We start from the raw sequence: 20,307 nt of genomic DNA on the forward strand, positions 1-20,307 counted from the left end.
TGGTTGATTAAGGTTGTTCAAGGTTGATTATGCTTAATCAAGCACTAGTCGCTTTTAATAAACTGCCCTGGGGTTATACCAAAATGGCTTTTGAATGTGCGGGTGAAATGCGCTTGATCATTGAACCCCAAAGTGCTGGCTATTTCAGCGATACGCGCATCAGGTTGAGTGAGCATAGCTTTGGCCTTACTTAACCTTTCGTTCATTAAGTATTGATAGGGTGTTAATCCAGTAAACTTCTTAAATTCCCGAAGAAAATAGAATTTACTGCAATTAAGTAGTTCCGCTAGGTCATCCACGGTAACGGTTTCACCAATACGTGTTTGAATATAATTGGCGACTTTGTCTACTTGTCGTTGCTCAAATTTAGAAATACGCTGCTGGCTATTCTGTAAATCAAAATAGTTAGAGTAGTGCTGAATATAGTGTGTGCTCAGTAGGGCTAACAATTGGCTTAGATAAACCTTTCCGTTGCGCCCTTGAGCAGCAACCTCCAACAAAAACAATTCAATAATACCTTTGATGGTTTCGTCGATAACATTGTAATTATTCAGAAAGCTAAGCTTTTTTGAGTCAATATTAAGCGGGCAACTATTGAGAAAAGTGGATGCTTCAACCGCCAGAATAACAAAATAACAAGGCTCTGAGATATCGTGAGTAAAAGGCGTTTTTGGTGGGTTTATCCAGATATTGCCGGGCGTTGTTTTAAGCGTGATTTCATTGTGCTGCTCGCCGACTTGCCAATGCAACTCTTCTTCCAGTGCCAGGGCAAAGTAGAAGTATGGTGTGTACACATTCTGCGGATAAAAATGCGGTGAGCTGCCTTTTTCAAGAATAACGCCTTGCCAGCCAAGTGCTTCACTGGAAAGCTCGATATCTAGCACCTGCCCACAATCAGACAGCTGCCCATTAGTCGCTTGAAAAAACGCTAGCTTGGATTTCATCTTTGTTTTACTCAATCATTGCTCTTATGAGTCAGAGCGCTTCTTAATATTGATCTTTCTAGCGCATTTATCACTTGTTTGTTGTTTCACGCTTATTAGAAGTTATTTGCAATTAATCGAGCTGCAATAAATTACAAAACCGTAAGCACGAATATTCAATATCCCTTACATACTCGCCTATACACTAGTCCTCAATTCCTAACCAGAGTAGTGAGAGAAGGTTATGTTTAAGCAAATACTACTTGGTCTAACAGCAGCGTTATCAATACATGCGAGTGCTGCGGCAATTAAGTCATCATCTATCAGTGAGGAAAATATTATGCAACAAATTCAATTAGAGACAAGTGTTGGCAAACTTGCTGCAAATCTATACTTGCCAAGTAGTCATCAAGAAAGCACTGAAAAGTTACCAGTGGTATTGGTGACTGGCGCTTGGACTACGGTCAAAGAACAAATGCCAGCTGTGTATGCCAGAGCTTTGGCAGAACAAGGGTATGCGGCATTGACCTTTGATTTTCGTGGTTGGGGTCAGTCAAGCGACAAGATTAAGTATCTTGAAGATCCCCAGCGTAAAATTGAAGATATTCAGGCCGTTATTAGTGCGCTTGCAAGCAAACAGAGCGAGCTGACACAACTAGATGTTGAGCGAATCGCAGGGGTAGGTATTTGTGCTTCGTCTGGCTACATGCTCGATGCCGCGCTCGCAAATTCGAATGTTAAAACCGTTGCCGTTGTCGCGCCTTGGCTGCATGACAAAGCACTAGCAACAGCAATTTATGGCGGTGAGGAAAATGTTGCTAGCTTGTTAGCCCTCGCAGAGCAGTCTGCACAAAAAGAACAGCCAGTTACCATTGAGGCGGCTAGTTTAACCAATCAAAGTGCCTTGATGTATCAAGCGCCATATTACACCGAAACTCACCGCGGCTTGATTCCCGCTTATGACAATTTATTTAATGTTGCTTCATGGCAGGGCTGGCTTAATTATGATGCACTTGCCACAGCAAGTGCCCAAAATAAACCGGTATTAATGGTTGCCTCAGAGGCGATGGCTCTACCTGCAGGTGCTAAGCAGTATTTAGAAAACGCTGGCGATAATGTGCAAGCGGTATGGTTTGACGGTATTAGCCAATTTGACTTCTATGACCAAGCGGATGCCGTTAACAAAGCAGTTGGTGCAATTGATAAGCACTTTAGCAAGTATTTGTAATTTTGAACTGATTAAAAAAATACTGGCCTGTGTAGGTGCTATACCAATTGAAATAACTACTTAATCATTCAGCGAGAATTAAAAGGCTTAGAGGCAAGGCATTGATTGCAGAGAATGGTTATTCCCTTGTCAAAATCAATAACGCCGCATATGAGCCTTTTAAACTCGCCCTTTGGGAGCGTGTCAGCGTCGCGATAACTGCACCAAATTGATGAGATGTAGAATAACTATATCAACAAAAATTTGGTTTGTTCTCCCACCGCTGACAGCGCTCTGAATTGAACAATTAATTCAATTGGTATTTCCTTAAACGAAGCATAGGCCAAGCAAAACTTAACTCATGAAAGAGATCTGCGATGAATAAGTTATTGGCAATTCTAATACTATGGAGCGTAATGATGACAGCTCATTCAAACCAAGCAACACAAAGCCCTGAGCGTAAAGGCTCGGCAAATATTAGCCAAAATAGAACGCAACAGCTAACCCAAGATGAGGCAAAAATTAGAAGCACTATTTACAGCTTTTCGGCACTGGCTGATCAAAGTGCTTTTGAGTATTTAGGCGCACTATTCGCTCCAAAAGTGACTTTGGATTACACCGAGCTTTTTGGCGGCGAAGTGCAAATTGTGACTAATCAGGCATTAATGCAGCAGTGGGCGGGCTTTTTGCCTGGCTTCGACACCACTTTTCATGAGCTAAGCAATATGCGTGTTTCGCAGCTTGAAATCGCTGCTCATCAAAAGAGTGCACAGCAAAATAGTGAGCATCAAAAGAATGCACAGGTGAATGTCGATTTTACCGCCAGCCATTGGCTGGGAAAGTCAGGCTACTGGTCAATATCCGGTGAGTATCAGTTCACACTGGCTAACTATGATGGCCATTGGGTCATTCAGTCGGTAAAACTTTTTGCGAAAAGTGAATCTGGTAGTAGGGAAATCTTAGAGAAAGTAGCACCACTTGCAGCGGAGAAATTTGCAGCTAAGCGTCAGCGATTGATAACTATCCAATAATTTTGATAGCCAATTAAGTAAATAAAATGCCAGCTTCTTTGAAAAGAAGCTGGCATTTTTTATCTCAGTTTTACGATGACAATTAAGTGCTAATTATCTTTTAACATCAGCATTGTGATAGACGTGTTGTACATCTTCACAATCTTCTAGCATCGCAATAAATTTGTCGAAGTTAGCGATATCTTCTTCGCTAGTAACGTCGGTGTATGTTTGCGGAACCCAAGTGATTTCTTCAACTTCTAAATCAAATTCCGGCATGCTGTTGGCAAACTCAGTTTTGATTTTGAAGAATTCTGTGTGCGGCGCATAAACGGTAATAATGCCGTCTTCTAGCTCAACGTCAGTAACGTCAATATCAGCCATCATAAGGTTTTCTAGTACAGTTTCGTCGTCTTCACCTTTAAAGGCAAATACTGCTTGGTGATCAAACATATGAGACACAGTGCCAGTTGAACCAATTTTTGAATTGGTTTTAGTAAAGCATTGACGAACGTCTTTGATGGTGCGGTTGCCGTTGTCAGTTAAGCAATCGATAATAACCATGCAGTTGCCAGGACCAAAGCCTTCATAACGGGCTTCTGAATAGTCTTCACCGCCAGTACCTTTTGCTTTATCAATTGCTTTGTCGATAACGTGCGTTGGTACCTGATCTTTCTTTGCTTTATCAATTAAGCTACGCAGTGCTAAGTTGCCGTCAGGGTCAACACCACCACTTTTGGCAACAGCGTAAATTGCTTTACCATATTTTGAATAAACTTTAGTTTTTTGACCGGCGGTTTTCGCCATAGACTCTTTTCGGTTTTGAAACGCTCTACCCATCTTATGTTTGCTTCTTATTTACAATGATCCAATGACTAGATTTTAACAGCGAGTGCAGGGTTTTTGCTAGGGGCAGATGGCAATCTATCAATGATTTAAGTTAACCGGAATCCTTCAGCAAGCCATATAGTGAAATTTGGCCAGTGATAATATAAAACGGGAGGAAATTAAGTGGCTACCAAATTCAAGTAACCACGGGTTATTGGATAAACTGCATAGGCTTACCTTAGTGTTGGCGTTATTGTAAAACTAGCTGTCGCTGTCGGTGATGGTCCATTTGAGTAATGCTGATAGTAAAACCACAACATACATTGATTAGCGGCATTTTAGGGGCAGTTGTTTTACCCACTAGTAATTTATTCATTATGAATCTCCATTACGTCTTGTTTGTTACTGCGGTTTGTTATCATCAGTTTTAATGGCTTAACAAGTGCCGTTATCACTCGCTCAGGCTCGCTGTTGTTTGAGTTCTGTAGTGCTTCACTTGATAGATGGCATTATTGTTCGCCGTACTTTGGTGATTAGTGGTGAAACTCATTTGTTTAAAGGTTAATAAATTACCTTTAACTATGGTGTTATTATCAACCAGCATGGCACTCGTAAAATCTTCATAAGCCCCTAAGCTGTCATCAGCTAAATAGCGAACAATACCGCGATTACTGTAGGCTAAAGATTTTAAATACTGCTTTTGGTGAGTAGGGCCGTTAACTTTGTCAATTTGCCTAATGGCATTGCTACAAGCGCTATCAGCTAGTGATAACTTGTTAAGCTTAATGTTCGCAACGCACATGCCCATTTCTTGATTGTAGCTAGAAGCAAGGTCTTTGGGCGCTGAGCTCAGCTTAGATAACCCTAGTTGATACTTGCCTTCGACAATCTCGTAAGAGCCAATAGCATTCTTGACTACTGCCAATTTGAGTCCGTTAAGTTTTGCTTCTGTTGCGACACTTTTCGCTGCTACCGCGACCGCGCTGGCTGTTGTGCCAAGCAGTAAGGCAAACATCGACATTTTACCCATGCGTGATTTCATGGTGCTCTCCTTATCTAAAGTTTGGTTTAATGTTGTAAATTCGTCACCAAGCGGTGACGTACTAACTTTAGAAAGTAGAGCGGTAGTCTGACAAACGATAAAAACGCACCTGTTAAGTGAATTAATTTCGCCTGTCGACTTTTTACATCAAATATCTTTTTTTGAGCGGCTAAATACGATGTGTGCCCAGTTATATCAGGTATATGGGAAACGTTAGAATTAACGCTTAAGCATTAAAGATCATATGCCATCTGACTAAAACCATGGTCTACAATGATGGCCTGTTAGCAGCTAGTCAGCAAAGTTATCTTTCACCCAGTTGGCAAAAGTTGTTAGCTCATCGGCACTTTCGATATGTTCATGCTGGATAAGAAAATACTTATCGTTGGTGACTAATTCACGATCAAATAGTTTTACTAACAACTGTTCACTAAACCATGCTTTACTGATCGGCATTGGCACTAGCGCTATTCCCATGCCTTGTTGGGCAGCACGAGCAACGCCGAACATGCTGTCAAATTGAATAATTTGTTTCGGATCAAAGTTCGGAACATCATTTTTGTCTGCCCATTGATGCCATGACCAAGGGCGCGCTTGGTGCAAAATCAACGGAACTGAACTTAACGCATCTTCGCCATGTGCGGCCCATTTTCGGTATAGCTTTTTGTTACAAGCTGGCACATATCGGATAGGAAATAATTCGTGTACCACACTGCCATTAGGTTTGCCGTTGGCTAATACAATCGACAAATCCGCTGTCGCAGGAGTTTGGCTTGCAGACTTCACTGTCTCCAACTGTAAATTAATATCTGGATTAAGCTCCGCCCACTCACTTAACTTTGGGACAAATAGCTCGCTAGCGAAAAACTCTGGCAAGCTGATCGTGATCGTCTTGTTTTGTTGGCTATTAGTAAAATCAGCAATGGTTTGCTCTAAATTGGTGATGATTGGGTAAACTGAGTTATAAAATTGCTTACCTGCACTGGTCAGTTCAATCGAGCGCGTTTGACGCTTAAATAGTTGAGTACCGAGTTGATCTTCAAGTTGCTTAATTTGGTGACTAACCGCAGAAGGGGTTAGAAAAAGCTGAGATGCTGCATGCTTAAAGCTTAAACATTTGGCGGCGATGCAGAAAGATCTTAGACCTCGAATTGGAGTTTGAATGCTCATGATGAAAAATAAAGCTACATAGAGTCCTTGCTAGAAAATCATCTTTAGCTAAGCAATACCTAGACCATGAGGTTTTTCTTATTAAAAACAGGTGATTGCAGTAAGTGTGCTATTTTTTGGCGAGTCTTGCTGCGCTATCGCGATGCAGGCGAACCAAATTGGTGCGAATAGGGCAAAAAAAAGGGCACTAAAAAAGTGCCCTGACAAATAAAGTAAGTGTCTAATGGTTTAGAAATCGGGGGAGATTTCGAAAACGCTGTTAGAATAAATGCACTAAAGCAGGATGACAATTGAGAAGAAATCACTCGACGGATTAAATTATTTCACTTATGACTTTTAAAAATAAATATCTTGAATGTTTGAATTGCAACTGCTTGTTAAGCAACACATTTACTTGCTAGTTATTTAGTAATTATTTGCTATCTATTCGCCAGTTCAGAGCTGCTAACCCGTTTAAAACCTTTTTGTCCACTTAGTTATAAGGTCGCAATGATAGCCCTGGTGAGGTATTAATTTCGCCCTGTTCGTCTACCGTTGCAACACTATTACCGCAGAGTAATACCGCTAGGGTGCCATGCTCTGAGCCGCGGGTAAAGGCGAACTGATAACCATATTGAATTAAGCTATTCACTGAAAACTTTTGCGACATGGTCATATTACTCAGCAACTCACCTTCAGTTGCTCGGCTATGTCTGCGCTCTTCAGTGCTCAACTTTTTTGACCTAGATTCCATTCGGCCACCTCTTAATGAACTTAGTCTTTTTAGTATAGTATTTAACCAGTTTGAGGTCGATAGTGGTCTGAAAAGTGATGAATGAGTTCAAGTAGTTTAGCTAGAGAAGTTCTGACAGGGGCTAATACATCAAACCATAGGGTGATTCGATACAGCACTTAGTTCTACTATCAACCATTTTAGTATCAAGTGGTTATAGGCCTAGCTAGCTGCTGACAAAGTTTGTCAAAAGGAAGAGGTTGGCAAAATAAAAAGCCTTGAATAAAGTCGCAATGATGAGCAAGCAAAAACTGTAACTGGCTTTCTTGCTCTACGCCTTCTGCTACCACGGCTAGGTTGAGCTCGTGTGCCATTGAAATAACCGCAGACACAATTGCTTTATCACTTTGATCTGTCGCTAAATCGATAACAAAAGAGCGATCAACTTTTAGGGTATTGATCGGCAAGCGCTTAAGGTAGCTAAGAGAGCTGTAACCCGTGCCGAAATCGTCGACCGAGAGTTTCACACCGATTTTTCTTAGTTGTGTTAACTGCGCTAACACACTGTCGAAATTATAAATTAACAAGCCTTCTGTCACTTCAAGTTCTATGTTTTCTGGCGCAATGTTAAATGCGGCAATGGTTTCTTCAATAAAGGTGGCTAAGTTGCGGTCACTAAACTGACGTGGCGATAAATTTACTGCTAGCGTCATTTGATGACCTTGATGGTGCAATTCACTCAGTGCTTGGCATGCTTGCTCGAAAATCCACTTGCCTAAATGAATTATTAAGCCGCTTTCTTCTGCTAGCGGAATAAAACTGGCAGGGCTCACCAAACCTAATTCAGGATGATGCCAGCGAATGAGCACTTCCGCCTTAGTGATGGTTTTCGCTGGCATGGCATAAATTGGCTGAAAGTACAGCTCAAATTGGTTGTGCTCTAACGCTAAATCAATTTCCTTTTTGAGCGTTAACATGCGCTGCATATCAAGCTCCATTTCAGCATTGTAAAAGCTATAGGCTAACCCTTTGGTTTGCTTGGTGTGGTTCGTGGCGATATTGGCGCATTTGATCAGCCGTTCAACCGATTGACCATCACGTGGGTATGCGGCAGCGCCAATTTTTAAGGTTAAGCTGACTTGGTTAATTTTTTCGTGAATATGACTGGGTAAATGTAGGGTTGAGCGAATTAAGCGAGATAATATTTGCTCGCAATCATCATCACTCTCAATATCATAAAGTAGAATGCCAAATTCATCGCCGCCAATACGGGCAACGATATCACTATTTTTAATTGATGAGCGTAATTGCTCTGCAATAAACAACAGCACTTCATCACCAATACGATGCCCTAACTCATCGTTAACGACTCGAAAGTGTTCAATATCAATAAACAGCACATAACATGAATAGTTACGAGCAATCGCTGTATCTAAGGCGTTCCAGAAAAATTGGCGGTTAGGTAGCTCGGTCAGATGGTCAATTAGCGTAAGCTTCTCGTTTTGCTCTTGCAGGTGTTTAAGTTGGGTAATGTCACTGATAATAAATATCCATTGGCACGCGGATGAGTTGCCTTCACTGGCAGGAATCGCCGATACCATTAGCCATTTCATGGTAAATGGGGGTCTCATCCAGCACAGTTCGCCTTGCCAAGCTTGCTGTTTTAGCTGACTAAATTGGAACTCAGGGTATTGCTTTTCAATGAGTGTGAGCAAGGTGCTTATCGCCGTTTCACCCTGCGTTAAGCTATCAGGGTTAAATAACTGTCTTGTTGCCGGGTTGTCCATTAGGCACTTCATATCGCTGTCACAAATAAGAATCGCGGTATTGATCATTTGCACGACTTTAGACACAGATTGAATGAGTTGCGGGGCACTTTCAGGCGCTGCCACTAGCGCAGCTAGCCGCTCTTGAGCGTATTGGTGGTTAGCAACAATATTCTCGTTGGCAAGCACAAGTTCACGCGCTAGTTGCAGGGTTTTCTGTTTTTCATCAAATTCTGATGCAAGGTTCTTAATGATTAAGTATTGGCCAGCATCACAGTTGATCGCTTGGGCTTCATAGTGCTTGGCTTGGCCATCGGCTTGAGGCTCAGTCCATATGCCGGAATTTAATTGAGCTTCCTGTTGTTGGTGCCAAAAGGATTTAGCGTCGCGAATAAAGTCGTCAAGAAAAAGCGAGTTGCCAAGCATATGCAGTGACGTTGAACTTGCTGGCAAATTCGGTAGTAGCGCGGCAATCCAAGGCAGATCGTTGAATACTTTTGCAAACTGTCCACTGCCCAAATATTTGAAAACAGCGCAATTGAGGGCTGTCAGGGCTTGTTTTAAGTCATGCTCCATCGGCTTTACCTTACTACTTCTTGTTCGGCAATTGAGCGAAACAGTTGTTCTACATTTTCACCTGTTTTGGCACTCGTGTTGATGACTTGAGCAAAGCCTGCGCTCTGTAGTTGTGCGTGTAAATCTTGTGATAGTTGGCCGTTTAAATCGGATTTATTGATGGCGAGATAAGCAGGTGCATCAGAGTAGTCTTTAGCCATTGATAATAAGGTAAGGGCATCAACTGCCGACTTAGGCCTGCTTTGATCGAGCACCACAATATAAGCGTTTGCCCCATTTAAATAGCGGGTATTAAAACCACAGAACCTGTCAGTGCCTTCAATATCCCAAATCAATAACTGCACTTCACCTTGCTTGGTCACCACTTGATGTTTGTCAATTTTTACACCAATGGTCGTTAGGTATTTATCGGCAAAAATGCCATCAACAAAGTGTCTAACTAGGCTGGTTTTTCCTACAGCAGAAGCGCCAATTAAGCAGACTTTTTGACAATACATAAATACTTCACTCCTCACCGCTTGCCAAGGTGATACTTGAAACTAGCACTTTTCTGCTGGCACTGGATATTTGCGTTAGTGGTAACTCGCCAACGCCAACGGCAAATAAAAGGTCGTTGGGAACATTTCGCAAAATCAGGGCGGCTTTAACATTGTTTGCGCGCTGCTGGCTAAGCTCAAGATTAAGCGCTTTACTGCCAGTGCTGTCGCTGTAACCCGTAAGGATAATGCCCAGTTTAACGCCAAGTGAGTTACTCAATGTGTTAATGCTTGTGAGTTGTTTTGCCAGCTCGGTTAACACCAGCTGCATCTCCGCCGTTAATTCTGCCGACTTGGTAGCAAAATCGATAGGTGAAAGCGCTAAATTAGCGAGCATATTATCAAGCATTAATCGCTGCTTTTCCTCGTTTGATAAGGCGTTACCAGTAATCAACACGTCATTTGTATCAATATTCGATAACCCTGGAAGTAGCTTTAACCTCTCCATCACATTGGCAAAGGTAAACCTATCAACAGTGCCGTTGAGTTTTAGGTTTTGATTTTCCATAACGTAGGTTAGTTGGGTATCAGCTAATAGATGAGCAACCTTTTGATTGATTAGCTCTGGTGCTAATGAAATAAAGGGGGTTTCAATTAACATCAATTGCGAGGGATTGTACTGCTTGCTAAGTAGCCTTTCACTGAGCGGATTTTGGCTGGCTAGGTGGCTGCTTAACCAATCTGAAAGCTTAACCGCGGCAGGATCTCGCAAGTAATTGATATATAACTTATCTTCGTGCCACTCAAGCTGTTGAATTACAACACCCGGAGGTACAGGTAGTGCTTCGATAGCTGTAACAAGGGTAGATTGTTGCCAAGTATTAAATGCTTTATTACCGAAAACTAGAGTGGTTGTGATGAGCAAGATAACCACTAGCCAATGAGCTTTACTTGAGGCTTGTTTAGGCTGTAATTCAGCAATAAGGCAAGATTCAAGCTCGGGTTTTACCTGTTCAAGCGTAGATGTATCACCTTTAAAACTAGCGAGTTCATTGGTAAAAGTACCGTGAATAGCCTCTAAGGTTTGTTGGAGCAAGTAAGTTAGTTCTTTTGGTACGGTACCAGAGATTGCTCCTGCTAATATTGCATGTGGCGTACAGGTGATAATGAGTGTGATATTTTCAGCGGCGATAGACTCCAGCACCACATCTTGCTGGCTGTTGAATGAATCTGCCATAAAGTCATTGATGGCACTAAGCATGGCCGACATCAATACTGGATCATTATACTGACTATTCTCGACTTGGGCATCACATAACAAAGTGCCGCTTGGTCGATGGATCAGCATAACGCTTTCCACGCGATAAACGAGTGATTGCTTTAGTACATAATCACTAAACTCAACACCTTGTCGCCATGCCTCAATTCGCCACCGTAACCCTTTGATGGTTAAGCTATGTTCAATCAAGTAATTGAGTTTGGCGAGAAAGCTATTAAAAAATACCGCGACAGATTTTCGAACCAGCCCGCCTAAAACGGGGTAGAGAGAATCAATAATGCTCGCCTTGTTACTTTCGATGCTCTTGCTGATCGCCTTTTCCATCAAAGGGGCAATGGTAGTTACCAAACTCGCATCAATCTTTTGCCTGTCATCCAAGGCTTCTGTGATAACTTCTGTAACGATTGCGCGCGCTTCTTTGCGAACTGCCGCAGTAATGTGTTCGTTGTGCTCACCAAATAGTAGGCTTTGCACGCTATGAATATCGTTTTCGCTTGTTCGCTTATCTTCCATGGCGAGAAAGTCCTGCTCGATTTTCGTTAACTGTCTTTCCCTTTAGCACTCGCTGTAGGGTTAGTTTTAGGCTTAGTTTTAGGCTTATTTTTAGGCATAGCTTCGTTCGGGTTTTCGTTTGCCATTGGCACACTATCTAAGGCATTGAGCTGTGAAGCTGCTGCGTTGAGTATGTTGGCAAGTACAGAGCGATCAGCTTTATCATGGGCAAGTTGGCTTGTTATGGACATTAACTTGTCATTAAACTGCTCTGCTAATTGGGCAATTTCTTGAGATAACTGCTCATTGAGCTGATGAGTGGCATTGGCCGCATTTTGTTTGATTTTCTCGCTTGTTTGCTGAGTTTGTTGCTCAAAATTAGACAATCGATCTGCGGTAGTATCGACAAAAGCTTGAATGTGATCTTGGCGTTCGTTATGCGCATGGTCGCTATCAAGTAGCTGATCATTAAGTAATTGAATCTGCTTCTCTGTTTCTTCGCGCAGAGTTTTAAGCTCTTGATTCACGTACAGGGTCAATTGTTCTATTTGGTTTGAAAGTGATTGTTCTATATTTGAAAAATGTGCTTCAAATTCACGTTTATCTTCACCAAATAAAATGTCTCTAAGTTGGCCTAGTTGGCCCAATTGATTAGCGATTTCAGGTGATTTTTGTTGGCCGTTCACATCATGGGTTTGCTTTGCCATCGTTACCTCCGTTTACTTAAGCGCAATCCTTGAAATTATTTATCTAAAAACTGAACTGATTAACTCATTTTTACCATCAACTTTTCTGATGAAGTCTTAACTGAGTGGTAATTAACTAAAAGATATATCAGTGTTTTTTAAGTGTAGACCTAAATTGCAGATTCGGGGGGGCGTTGGCCTTCAAATAAGGTAAATTTATCCATAATTTAAGTAAGGTTTCTGTAGCTAAATGGTGACACTAGGCAACTTGAACAGGGAAGTACTTTTTAACTGGTGAAAAATCAAGGAGTAAGGTTAAACACCTGCGGTAATTACTGGTGCCACATTGAGCCTAGGCCATACAGCACCTACACTAAAGCTGAGCAAATAAGTTTGCTGCAAGTTACCCAGTTTCTAAAACAGCAGTATTGGACGGAGTCGTTTCGTTGTTTGAAGTTGTTGGGGAGCGTCTGCCAAATATTACAGGTATTAGTTACGAGTATCAGTTAGTGACGTAAGGCAGCCCATTCAGAGTTTTTCTATCCATAAAGAATCCAGCAAGAGTGCTGGGTAACGTCGATTTTTATTGTCAGATTTTCAATCGTTAGTTTTCTATCTTCATTGATGAAAAGGACGTGTTATGGATATGTTAAGTGTTAACGGTCAATTAATCCCTTTAAGTTCAACCGATAGTGACTTGGCTTCAGGCTACCAAGGGCACTTTGTCAAAGTTTCTTATAGCCGTGAAATTGCCGGGCAAGCGGTATTTAGCAAAGACAGGGTTGATGTTAGTGCAATTGGTGAGTTTCGGTTTTTTGTTCCGCCAGCAAACCTCGTGGTTGATGAAGCCGTCACCCTTGAAGTTTACGCCCCCAATGGCGAGTTACTCGCCAAGCTTTATGTGAGCCATGGCAGCTTAAACGCCGCTAATATCAATATGACCTCGGCTGACATTAGCCAGCCATTTGAAATTAAAGTGAATCCTAAGCTCGTTTCAGTCGGTGATATTGCGCCTGTTGCTGAGCAAGTTATCAAAGTCAAAGGGCGAGTGGTTGATGTTTCGGGTGCTGGCAAAAATGTTGGTTTGCAAGTGCTGATTTTTACCTCACAAGGCAGTGAAACAGCGTTTAGCATGGAGTCTTTCAATGCTATCGCCGCCGCGAAAACCGATAAAAGCGGCTATTTTTATTGCTCCGTTGCCAATCAAGTAGCAAGCAGTGCCTACGGGATGATTGCTGGTATGGAACAAGAGCCGATAGTTATTCCACTTGATGAGAATCGCATCCCTGCCAATATTATTTTAGTTACCGACCTTTCGGCTTTAGACGATGAAAAAGGCTGCGGCTGTGATACGGAAGTGGAAAGTCAGCCAGATAATGCCGATCTGGTTAATTCCAGTGCATTTTCACAAGATGTGGGTGGCAAGTGTATCGACTTTACTGTGCCTAATCGTACGCTGGAAGAGTTTAGTTTTTACCAAACGGTGCGAACCACAGAGCCAGAAATTCGCGGTTTGACCATTACCGCCAGTGAAACCGATAAGGTTAGAAAGCAGTTAGAACTTCATTCAGATCTCGCCTTTGGTGTCGTTGCAAAGCTTAAATCTTCATTTAGCTCAATGTCATTGCTTAACTTTGCCGTGCAAGAAGATAGCGGCGCGGCTAAACCTGCTCAGCCAATTAATGATGACGGTGGAGTAAAGGTTGAAGGCGATACTAAAGGCCACGGTATTTCGGCAGAAGTTGCTAACCAAATGGCGCAGCGGGTTTCGAAAATTCCAGCCTATACACGCCGTAATTATGTGCTTAATTTAGATATTGGCCAACGCGCGCCGCTGGTGTTAAACAGTTTAGATATTACCGCGCCAGATATGCGCTTTGACTATCAAGATATTATTCAGCTGATCATTGCGCAGAACAAACGAAAGCAAAAACTCAAAGAGCTGGAAATGAAGCTGGCGGCCGCCTATTGCGGTAAAAATGGGGTACAGGAAGAGCAATCGTTTTGTGAAAAGTTAGCTGCCCACAATGCGATTGAAAGTGACAAAATAAATGCCCTACTGGCAGAGCTTGTGAAAAATGTGCAGCAAGTCAGACTTGATGGCGACACCATGAGGCACCTGCATAAAGTGCTGGTAGATATTGAAGCGCTTGCCAATGGCAATCAAGTGGATAGCAAGCAAATCAAACAAGTTGCTGCCCAGTTAGACAAAGTAATTGTACTGGTTGAAAAGCAAGCCACAGATTCAGACAGTAAAGAAATTTTGCTAGCAAACTTGCGCCGAATGGCGGTTGAATTAGCCAATAACCTCAGTAATCAAAACCTGCCGTTCGAACCTTGCCCAATAAAGCCAGTGCGAGAAACCATGGGCATTATTTGCCTAATGCAAAAGTATCAAGAAATTCGTAATTTATTAGCGAATACACGCATTTTATCACTGCCTGAAATTCTTGAGATTAAAGAATATTACCAAGTATTTGTTGATAGTATTGCGGGCTTTGTCCGCTTACTTGATGAGTATTACCATTTCTACAATTCTGGCGTTAGCTTTGGCATGGAGCTTATCGATCGCTATTTTTATGAAAACTACGAAGAAATTAAATCAACGTTAACCCATTTGCTGCGTGAAATTCAAACCAGCCAGCGTTATGTATTGGCGTTAGAGCGCGCCTATATTCGCAATCATCCGGGGCGTCAGGAGTTGACGGTGGAAACCAGCATTGACTGGGATGAAACACCCACCATTTATGAAAATACCACCATCGCCCATGGCCATATTCTGCACTTTAAACAGCAATGGAAAGCGGATGGCTATTCACTGGGGGATTTACTTTATAGCTTGCCACTGGCGCCATGTCAGGAAAAACGCATTTCTATTTTAGATTGGGACAGAACGGAGCAGGCGCGACGTGATGAGTCGACGGTTGCGACTGAAAGCTTAACCGCCAATATTGAGCGTGACCGTGATATTACTGAAATTATGAGCGCTAACCTCAATGAAAATATGCAGGCATCATCGTCTAACCGCACTAAATCTAGCTCCGGTGGCATTGGCGGTGGTATCGGTGGCTTTTTCAAAGGCATTGTTTTTGGTGTTGCCGGTGGCGTGGCCCATTCTGGCGCAAATTCCAGTTCAAGTGCCTCGCAGTCATCATCGCGAAATTTAGCCTCCAGCGCGCTAAATCGCTTACAAGATAGCACCTCACAATCGGCGTCAAGCCTGAGAAGTCAGCGTAATACTGTCGTCCAAACGGTTGGCCAGCAAGAAGATGTGCGGGCGCAAACTGAGGTCGTGAAAAACAATAATCATTGTCATGCCATGACCGTGGAGTATTTCGAAGTACTAAAACATTATGCAGTTGAGCAGAACTTGGTGGATGTTCAGGAATGTCTATTCGTGCCTATGCCCATGAGCCATTTTGACCATCAAAAAGTGCTGCGCTGGCGACATACCTTACAGCGCTTTATGTACGGTCGAAAATTGTTAAAAGGGTTTGACGCCATCGAGCGCATTGAAACTAACTATGTTAATGCCGACTTGCCAGCAGGCAGCCATGCCGACGAAGTGATTCAGGCGTTTTCTGGCTATATGACCATGTCGTTTGAGCTAGCACGGCCGTTTACTCCAGCCATCGATACTGCGCTAAAAATGGAAGAATACGATCTAACCATAGATTTCCCTTGGTTTAACAAGAAAATGACCATCAGTTTAGAGCGCCCAGTACCACTGACCGATCAAGAAAAAGATGCGATTTTTGAAGAGCAATACGTGCCTGATATTGTTCGTCAGTTTGTCGATACCCTGTCGGTTTATGCGGTGAGCGAGGTTGGCACCCTGCAATTGCTCAATGTTGATTTAACCTTACTGTCGACCTATCGCAAAGGCGTACCATTGCGCATCGGCTTTGCTAGCGCTGGTACCGGCACAGTGACGCGTCGGCAAATTCAGCATTTGGTGGTGGCGGCCAGTACGTCAGTCAAATCAACATCAAAAATCATTCTGCGCTCTATGCATTTGGGTTATCAAACTAAATATATGCGTGATTACATCACCCGTAATAACCGCATTAATAATGATATTTTGTATAACCAAGGGCCGCTTGGGCCATTTGTGCCGCCTTATATTGCTGAACTGCTTAATATGGGGCCAACCTCAGATGCCGCGCAGCTTTATACGCCGCTTAATAATCGCGAATTGTCGAATCCACGCAAAGAAGATCAAGATGCCGCCAGTGCCTTAGTCCAGTTTTTAAATGAACATATGGAACTAGCGCATAAGGTGATTTGGAGCAATATCGATGCCAGTCGCCTATTTGGCTTGCTTGATGGTTACCTCGCACCAAATAGCAGTGGTCGCAGTGTCGCCAGTGTGGTTGAAAATAAAGTGATGGGCATTGTCGGTAATAACTTAGTGCTGAAAGTGATCCCGGGTGAAAGGCTCGATCCAGTATTCCGTGGTGTTCAAGATCTACTGGCTTATTATCAACCCACCACACCTATCGACCCATACCGTATTAGCCTACCAACCAAAGGTGTTTACGCTGAATCAGTGATGGGGCAATGCAATAGTTGTGAAACTATCGATGAAAGCCGTCATTGGCGCTTTGACGAAGTGCCATGCTGTGGTGATGCACCTGAAATTGGTGCGCTTGATACGGGTAGCCGCCGTTCTGAGCCGGGTAACTTGCAACCGAAAGACTTGCCAGAAAACCTGATCAATATTCAAACTGCTGCCGCAGCACCTGCGCCAACCAGTTTAGCTGATGCCTACAAACTGCTCGGCCAAGGGGATGTGTTCAGCGATATTACTGGTCTTGAAGGCACCCAGAAAAATGCGTTGGGTGCACTCAATACAACAGCAAAACAGGCTACCGATATGGCTTCTATTTCGAAAGACTTTGCCAGCTTGTCAGTGATGGCGAATCAAAAACGTGACGGCGCCAAACAAATAGATCAGATCAAAAAGCTGCATAAAGAAGGCTATTTAAACGATGCCGATGCCACTGAGCAAATTAAAGAAGTGCTTAAATCCTTTAATGCAGCAGCGAAAAATGTGACCCAAAGTAAAGATGAAGGCAAGGAATCGGCCGCCGATAAAATTGCTAAGAAAGTGGTGGAAACCGGCTTAAATAAAGGCAACAAAGACGTTGAATATAAGAAAACTAAAGCTGATGGTGAAAGCGAATCTATTAAAGTAACCAAATGCGAGAAGAATGAGGGCAGTGAAAATAATACCGACGGTGATGGCAATAGCGGCGCTAGTAATGGTGATGGAGGTAACAGTAACTAATTCTCGTTAAAAGCGACGGCTATTGTTAAGCGAGTTTAATTTTAAGCCCCGAATACGTCACTTATTGCTATTTTTAGCTAGCTCAATTTAGCGAGTTCATTTGTGCTAGTGATAAGTGACGTAATCTTAAGTCTCACAAACTTTGTACAGCCAGCGGCAATGCTATCGGCTATCGGCTATCGGCTATGTGCGTTTGCCTGTGCTATTGGTTTAGCTGATTGCTCGACTGGCAAAGCCACTTCTGCGCTATTAGTGCTAAGTTTATTCAGGTATTTGCTCAATACTTGCCATGCCACGATTCCGCAGATAAGGTTACCTATGCAAGCGCCGATAAATACGCCGGTTAAGCCGTAAAGCTCTGCACCCAGCCATACAAACGGTAGGTAGCAAATAAATAGTCGAACAATTGAAATCAGTAAGCCAGTTCGTGGCAGACCAATGGCATTGCACACTGAAATACTGATCATGCAAACACCGAGCGAACCGTAGCTAATTGGCACCATCATTAGGTATTGTTTAACAATAGCTTGTACCCCTTGCTCATGGGTGAGTAGTTGCACAAATAGATCTGCGCTGAGCCAAATCAGCAACGCAAATACACATTGCACAGATACAACAAAGAGCAGTGCGGTGTTAACCAGTGATTGGATTTCGAGATAGTTCTTCTCACCTTTTAATCGACCGAGCATTTGCGGCAGTGCCATGGTTAGCGCTAAGACCAGAATAATCAGAATATACTCTAAGCGATTCGCTAACCCCCAAGCACCGATTGCTGAATTACCATAGCTAGCAATAATCATAGTGACAAACATTGCTGATAGTGGTGGTAAAAACTGGCTAAGCATCGCGGGCAGTGTTGTTTGCGTGATCGCTCTTACCCCTTTTCGAACTACTTGAGTATTAACCGGCAACATTAGGAAATAGCTGGCAATTATACTTCTAAAAATCACGATAAGGCCGATGCCAAACGCGATACAGGTTGCCCAAGCTGCGCCTGCTAAATTCAGATCAAAATAGAAGATAAGTACAGGGTCGAGTATTAAGTTGATAACGCTGCTAAGCACCATCACTTTTCCGGGAATAAGTGCTTGGCCAAAAGAACGGCAAATGCAGTAGCCTAAATGCAATAACGCGCCAAGCCAGCAACTCAATAACCAAGGTAACCAGTAGCTGCGTAGCAGTGGATAAAGGGAGCTATCAGCACCAAGTATGCTGGCAATAGCTTCTTGATAGTACCAAAGTAGGGCACATACGATGGTAACCAGTACACTGCCTAGCCCCAACACAATGGCACCTAACTGGCGTGCATACTTAGTTTTACCTGCGCCTAATGCCGCAGATGCACATGCTGTTGTCGCAATCCCTATCCCTACCTGTATACCAATAATGAGTTGATAAACAGGCAATGAATAACCCACCACAGCTAATGGCTGTTCACCTAGTTGACCAATAAATGCATTATCAATTAATTGATTACCCATAATTGCAAGCAAACCCAGTAGCATAGGCAGTGTTTGTTGCAGCAAGGCGTTAAATTGAGCAGAGGGCTGTGATATGGGAAATAAAGTCATGGGCACCTTAGTACATAAAAGGTGTAATACCGATTCAAATATTGAGTGAAAAAGGGAGAAAGAGAGCCGCTAATGGGCGCTCTTTGTGTGTTGGTTTATTAGCGCTTATTTGCGTTTAACCATACGTTTAGCCATAAGTTAGACAGTAACAACCACTTTACCAATTGCTTGACCACTGGCTAAGCGATCGTGGGCTTTGCCGACTTGTTCAAGGGTAAATTCTTCTTTATCTACAATCGGTGTTAGTTTGCCTTCATCAGCAATTTCAGCCAATTTCGCTAAAATCTCACCGTGCTCTTCACGTTTATGGTTGTGTAGCATCGGAATTAACATAAAGACCACATGCAGTGATAAGCCTTTAAAGTGAGCTAAGGTAAGGTCTAACTCAACCATAGAAACGGTAGTGGCAACATTGGCATTTAATGCTGCTGCTTCAAACGAGTTAATCAGATTGCCTGCACCGACTGAATCGAACACGGCATCAAAACCTGCGCCGTTGGTGTATTTGCTAACATAGTCAGCAACGCTTTCAGTTTTATAGTTAATGGCTGTTGCGCCTAGGTTTTCGATGAGCGCTTGTTGCGATTGTTCACCGCCCGTTGCATAGACATCGCCACCAAAATAGTTAGCAAGCTGTACAGCAATATGACCAACACCACCTGCGCCGCCATGCACTAATACTTTTTGACCTTGGTTAACTCCAGCGCGAACTAAACCTTCATAAGCGGTAATGCCAACCAGTGGAATTGCCGCCGCTTCGCGCATTGAGAGTGATTTTGGCTTGTGTGCGATAAGCTTGGCGTCAGCTAGCATAAATTCAGCTAATGCACCTTGTAGATCGGCTAAACCGCCAGCACAACCGTACACTTCATCACCGACAGCAAAGCCTGTTACACCTTCACCAACAGAGTCGATAACACCCGCAAAATCCATCCCTAATACACCGGGTAGTGCCGGCGACAATGGCGCTAAATCTTCACCCATTTGGCGAATCATAGTGTCAACGGTATTAACGCTGGTTGCTTTAACCTTTACCACAACGTGGCCAGCGGTTGCTTCAGGTTTTGCGAGTTCAGTCGCTGTAAATACATCACTACCGCCAAATTCGTTAATTACCATTCCTTTCATTTGAGCCTTCATTTGTGTTGTCATTTTGTATTGCCTCTAATCAGTGCTTCTGTTGTGAACATTGTCAGCCGCGGTATGGCTGTTTCGATTAAGTGAGGAAAGTATATTTGCAGAATTAAATCTTGATAATAGACTCTGCTATGCAATCTGT

Annotated in this window: 15 protein-coding genes; 3 read left to right on the forward strand and 12 right to left on the reverse strand. The window is 42.9% G+C overall.

Annotated elements, in window-relative coordinates; translation table 11 throughout:
• Positions 1-44: 44 nt before the first annotated feature.
• Positions 45-944 (reverse strand): helix-turn-helix transcriptional regulator, encoded by a 900-nt coding sequence (locus ACSLUR_RS03385; RefSeq protein ID WP_448551803.1) that lies wholly within the window; start codon positions 942-944, stop codon positions 45-47.
• A gap of 223 nt (positions 945-1,167) precedes the next feature.
• Between ACSLUR_RS03385 and ACSLUR_RS03390 the strand changes: the two genes are divergently transcribed.
• Together ACSLUR_RS03390 and ACSLUR_RS03395 are read left to right on the forward strand one after the other, a co-directional pair.
• Complete coding sequence (locus tag ACSLUR_RS03390) at positions 1,168-2,151, forward strand: alpha/beta hydrolase (RefSeq protein WP_448551805.1); 984 nt, start codon at positions 1,168-1,170, stop codon at positions 2,149-2,151.
• A 395-nt stretch (positions 2,152-2,546) separates the two neighbouring features.
• The gene (locus ACSLUR_RS03395; RefSeq protein WP_448551807.1) at positions 2,547-3,161 is read left to right on the forward strand and encodes a nuclear transport factor 2 family protein; all 615 of its coding nucleotides are present in this window, start codon (positions 2,547-2,549) and stop codon (positions 3,159-3,161) included.
• A 93-nt stretch (positions 3,162-3,254) separates the two neighbouring features.
• Here ACSLUR_RS03395 and ACSLUR_RS03400 read toward each other — a convergent pair whose 3' ends face one another.
• From ACSLUR_RS03400 to ACSLUR_RS03440, 9 genes are all read right to left on the reverse strand, one after another.
• Complete coding sequence (locus ACSLUR_RS03400) at positions 3,255-3,980, reverse strand: YebC/PmpR family DNA-binding transcriptional regulator (protein ID WP_115999338.1); 726 nt, start codon at positions 3,978-3,980, stop codon at positions 3,255-3,257.
• Between the two features lie 238 nt (positions 3,981-4,218).
• Positions 4,219-4,344, reverse strand: coding sequence for a hypothetical protein (locus ACSLUR_RS03405; protein WP_448551809.1), 126 nt, complete (start codon positions 4,342-4,344; stop codon positions 4,219-4,221).
• 75 nt (positions 4,345-4,419) lie between these two features.
• Positions 4,420-5,010 (reverse strand): hypothetical protein, encoded by a 591-nt coding sequence (locus tag ACSLUR_RS03410; RefSeq protein ID WP_448551811.1) that lies wholly within the window; start codon positions 5,008-5,010, stop codon positions 4,420-4,422.
• A gap of 291 nt (positions 5,011-5,301) precedes the next feature.
• Entirely contained in the window at positions 5,302-6,174 is an 873-nt protein-coding gene (locus ACSLUR_RS03415; RefSeq protein ID WP_116002293.1) for a LysR family transcriptional regulator, read from the reverse strand.
• Positions 6,175-6,652: 478 nt separating this feature from the next.
• Positions 6,653-6,913, reverse strand: coding sequence for a hypothetical protein (locus ACSLUR_RS03420; protein ID WP_448551813.1), 261 nt, complete (start codon positions 6,911-6,913; stop codon positions 6,653-6,655).
• A 185-nt stretch (positions 6,914-7,098) separates the two neighbouring features.
• Complete coding sequence (locus ACSLUR_RS03425; protein WP_448551815.1) at positions 7,099-9,234, reverse strand: putative bifunctional diguanylate cyclase/phosphodiesterase; 2,136 nt, start codon at positions 9,232-9,234, stop codon at positions 7,099-7,101.
• Between the two features lie 5 nt (positions 9,235-9,239).
• Positions 9,240-9,731, reverse strand: a complete 492-nt coding sequence (locus ACSLUR_RS03430; protein ID WP_448551817.1) for a Rab family GTPase — start codon at positions 9,729-9,731, stop codon at positions 9,240-9,242.
• Between the two features lie 7 nt (positions 9,732-9,738).
• Complete coding sequence (locus ACSLUR_RS03435) at positions 9,739-11,502, reverse strand: OmpA family protein (protein ID WP_448551819.1); 1,764 nt, start codon at positions 11,500-11,502, stop codon at positions 9,739-9,741.
• A gap of 26 nt (positions 11,503-11,528) precedes the next feature.
• A complete protein-coding gene (locus ACSLUR_RS03440) occupies positions 11,529-12,188 on the reverse strand; it encodes a hypothetical protein (protein WP_448551821.1) in 660 nt (219 codons plus the stop codon).
• A 619-nt stretch (positions 12,189-12,807) separates the two neighbouring features.
• Here ACSLUR_RS03440 and ACSLUR_RS03445 point away from each other — a divergent pair.
• Positions 12,808-17,457: a hypothetical protein gene (locus tag ACSLUR_RS03445; RefSeq protein ID WP_448551823.1), complete on the forward strand. Its 4,650-nt coding sequence runs from the start codon at positions 12,808-12,810 to the stop codon at positions 17,455-17,457.
• Between the two features lie 176 nt (positions 17,458-17,633).
• Here ACSLUR_RS03445 and ACSLUR_RS03450 read toward each other — a convergent pair whose 3' ends face one another.
• Positions 17,634-19,028 (reverse strand): MATE family efflux transporter, encoded by a 1,395-nt coding sequence (locus tag ACSLUR_RS03450; protein ID WP_448551825.1) that lies wholly within the window; start codon positions 19,026-19,028, stop codon positions 17,634-17,636.
• A 138-nt stretch (positions 19,029-19,166) separates the two neighbouring features.
• Positions 19,167-20,156 (reverse strand): zinc-dependent alcohol dehydrogenase family protein, encoded by a 990-nt coding sequence (locus ACSLUR_RS03455; protein ID WP_448552975.1) that lies wholly within the window; start codon positions 20,154-20,156, stop codon positions 19,167-19,169.
• Positions 20,157-20,307 lie beyond the last annotated feature (151 nt).

The sequence above is a fragment of the Thalassotalea montiporae genome (genome assembly GCF_053485855.1).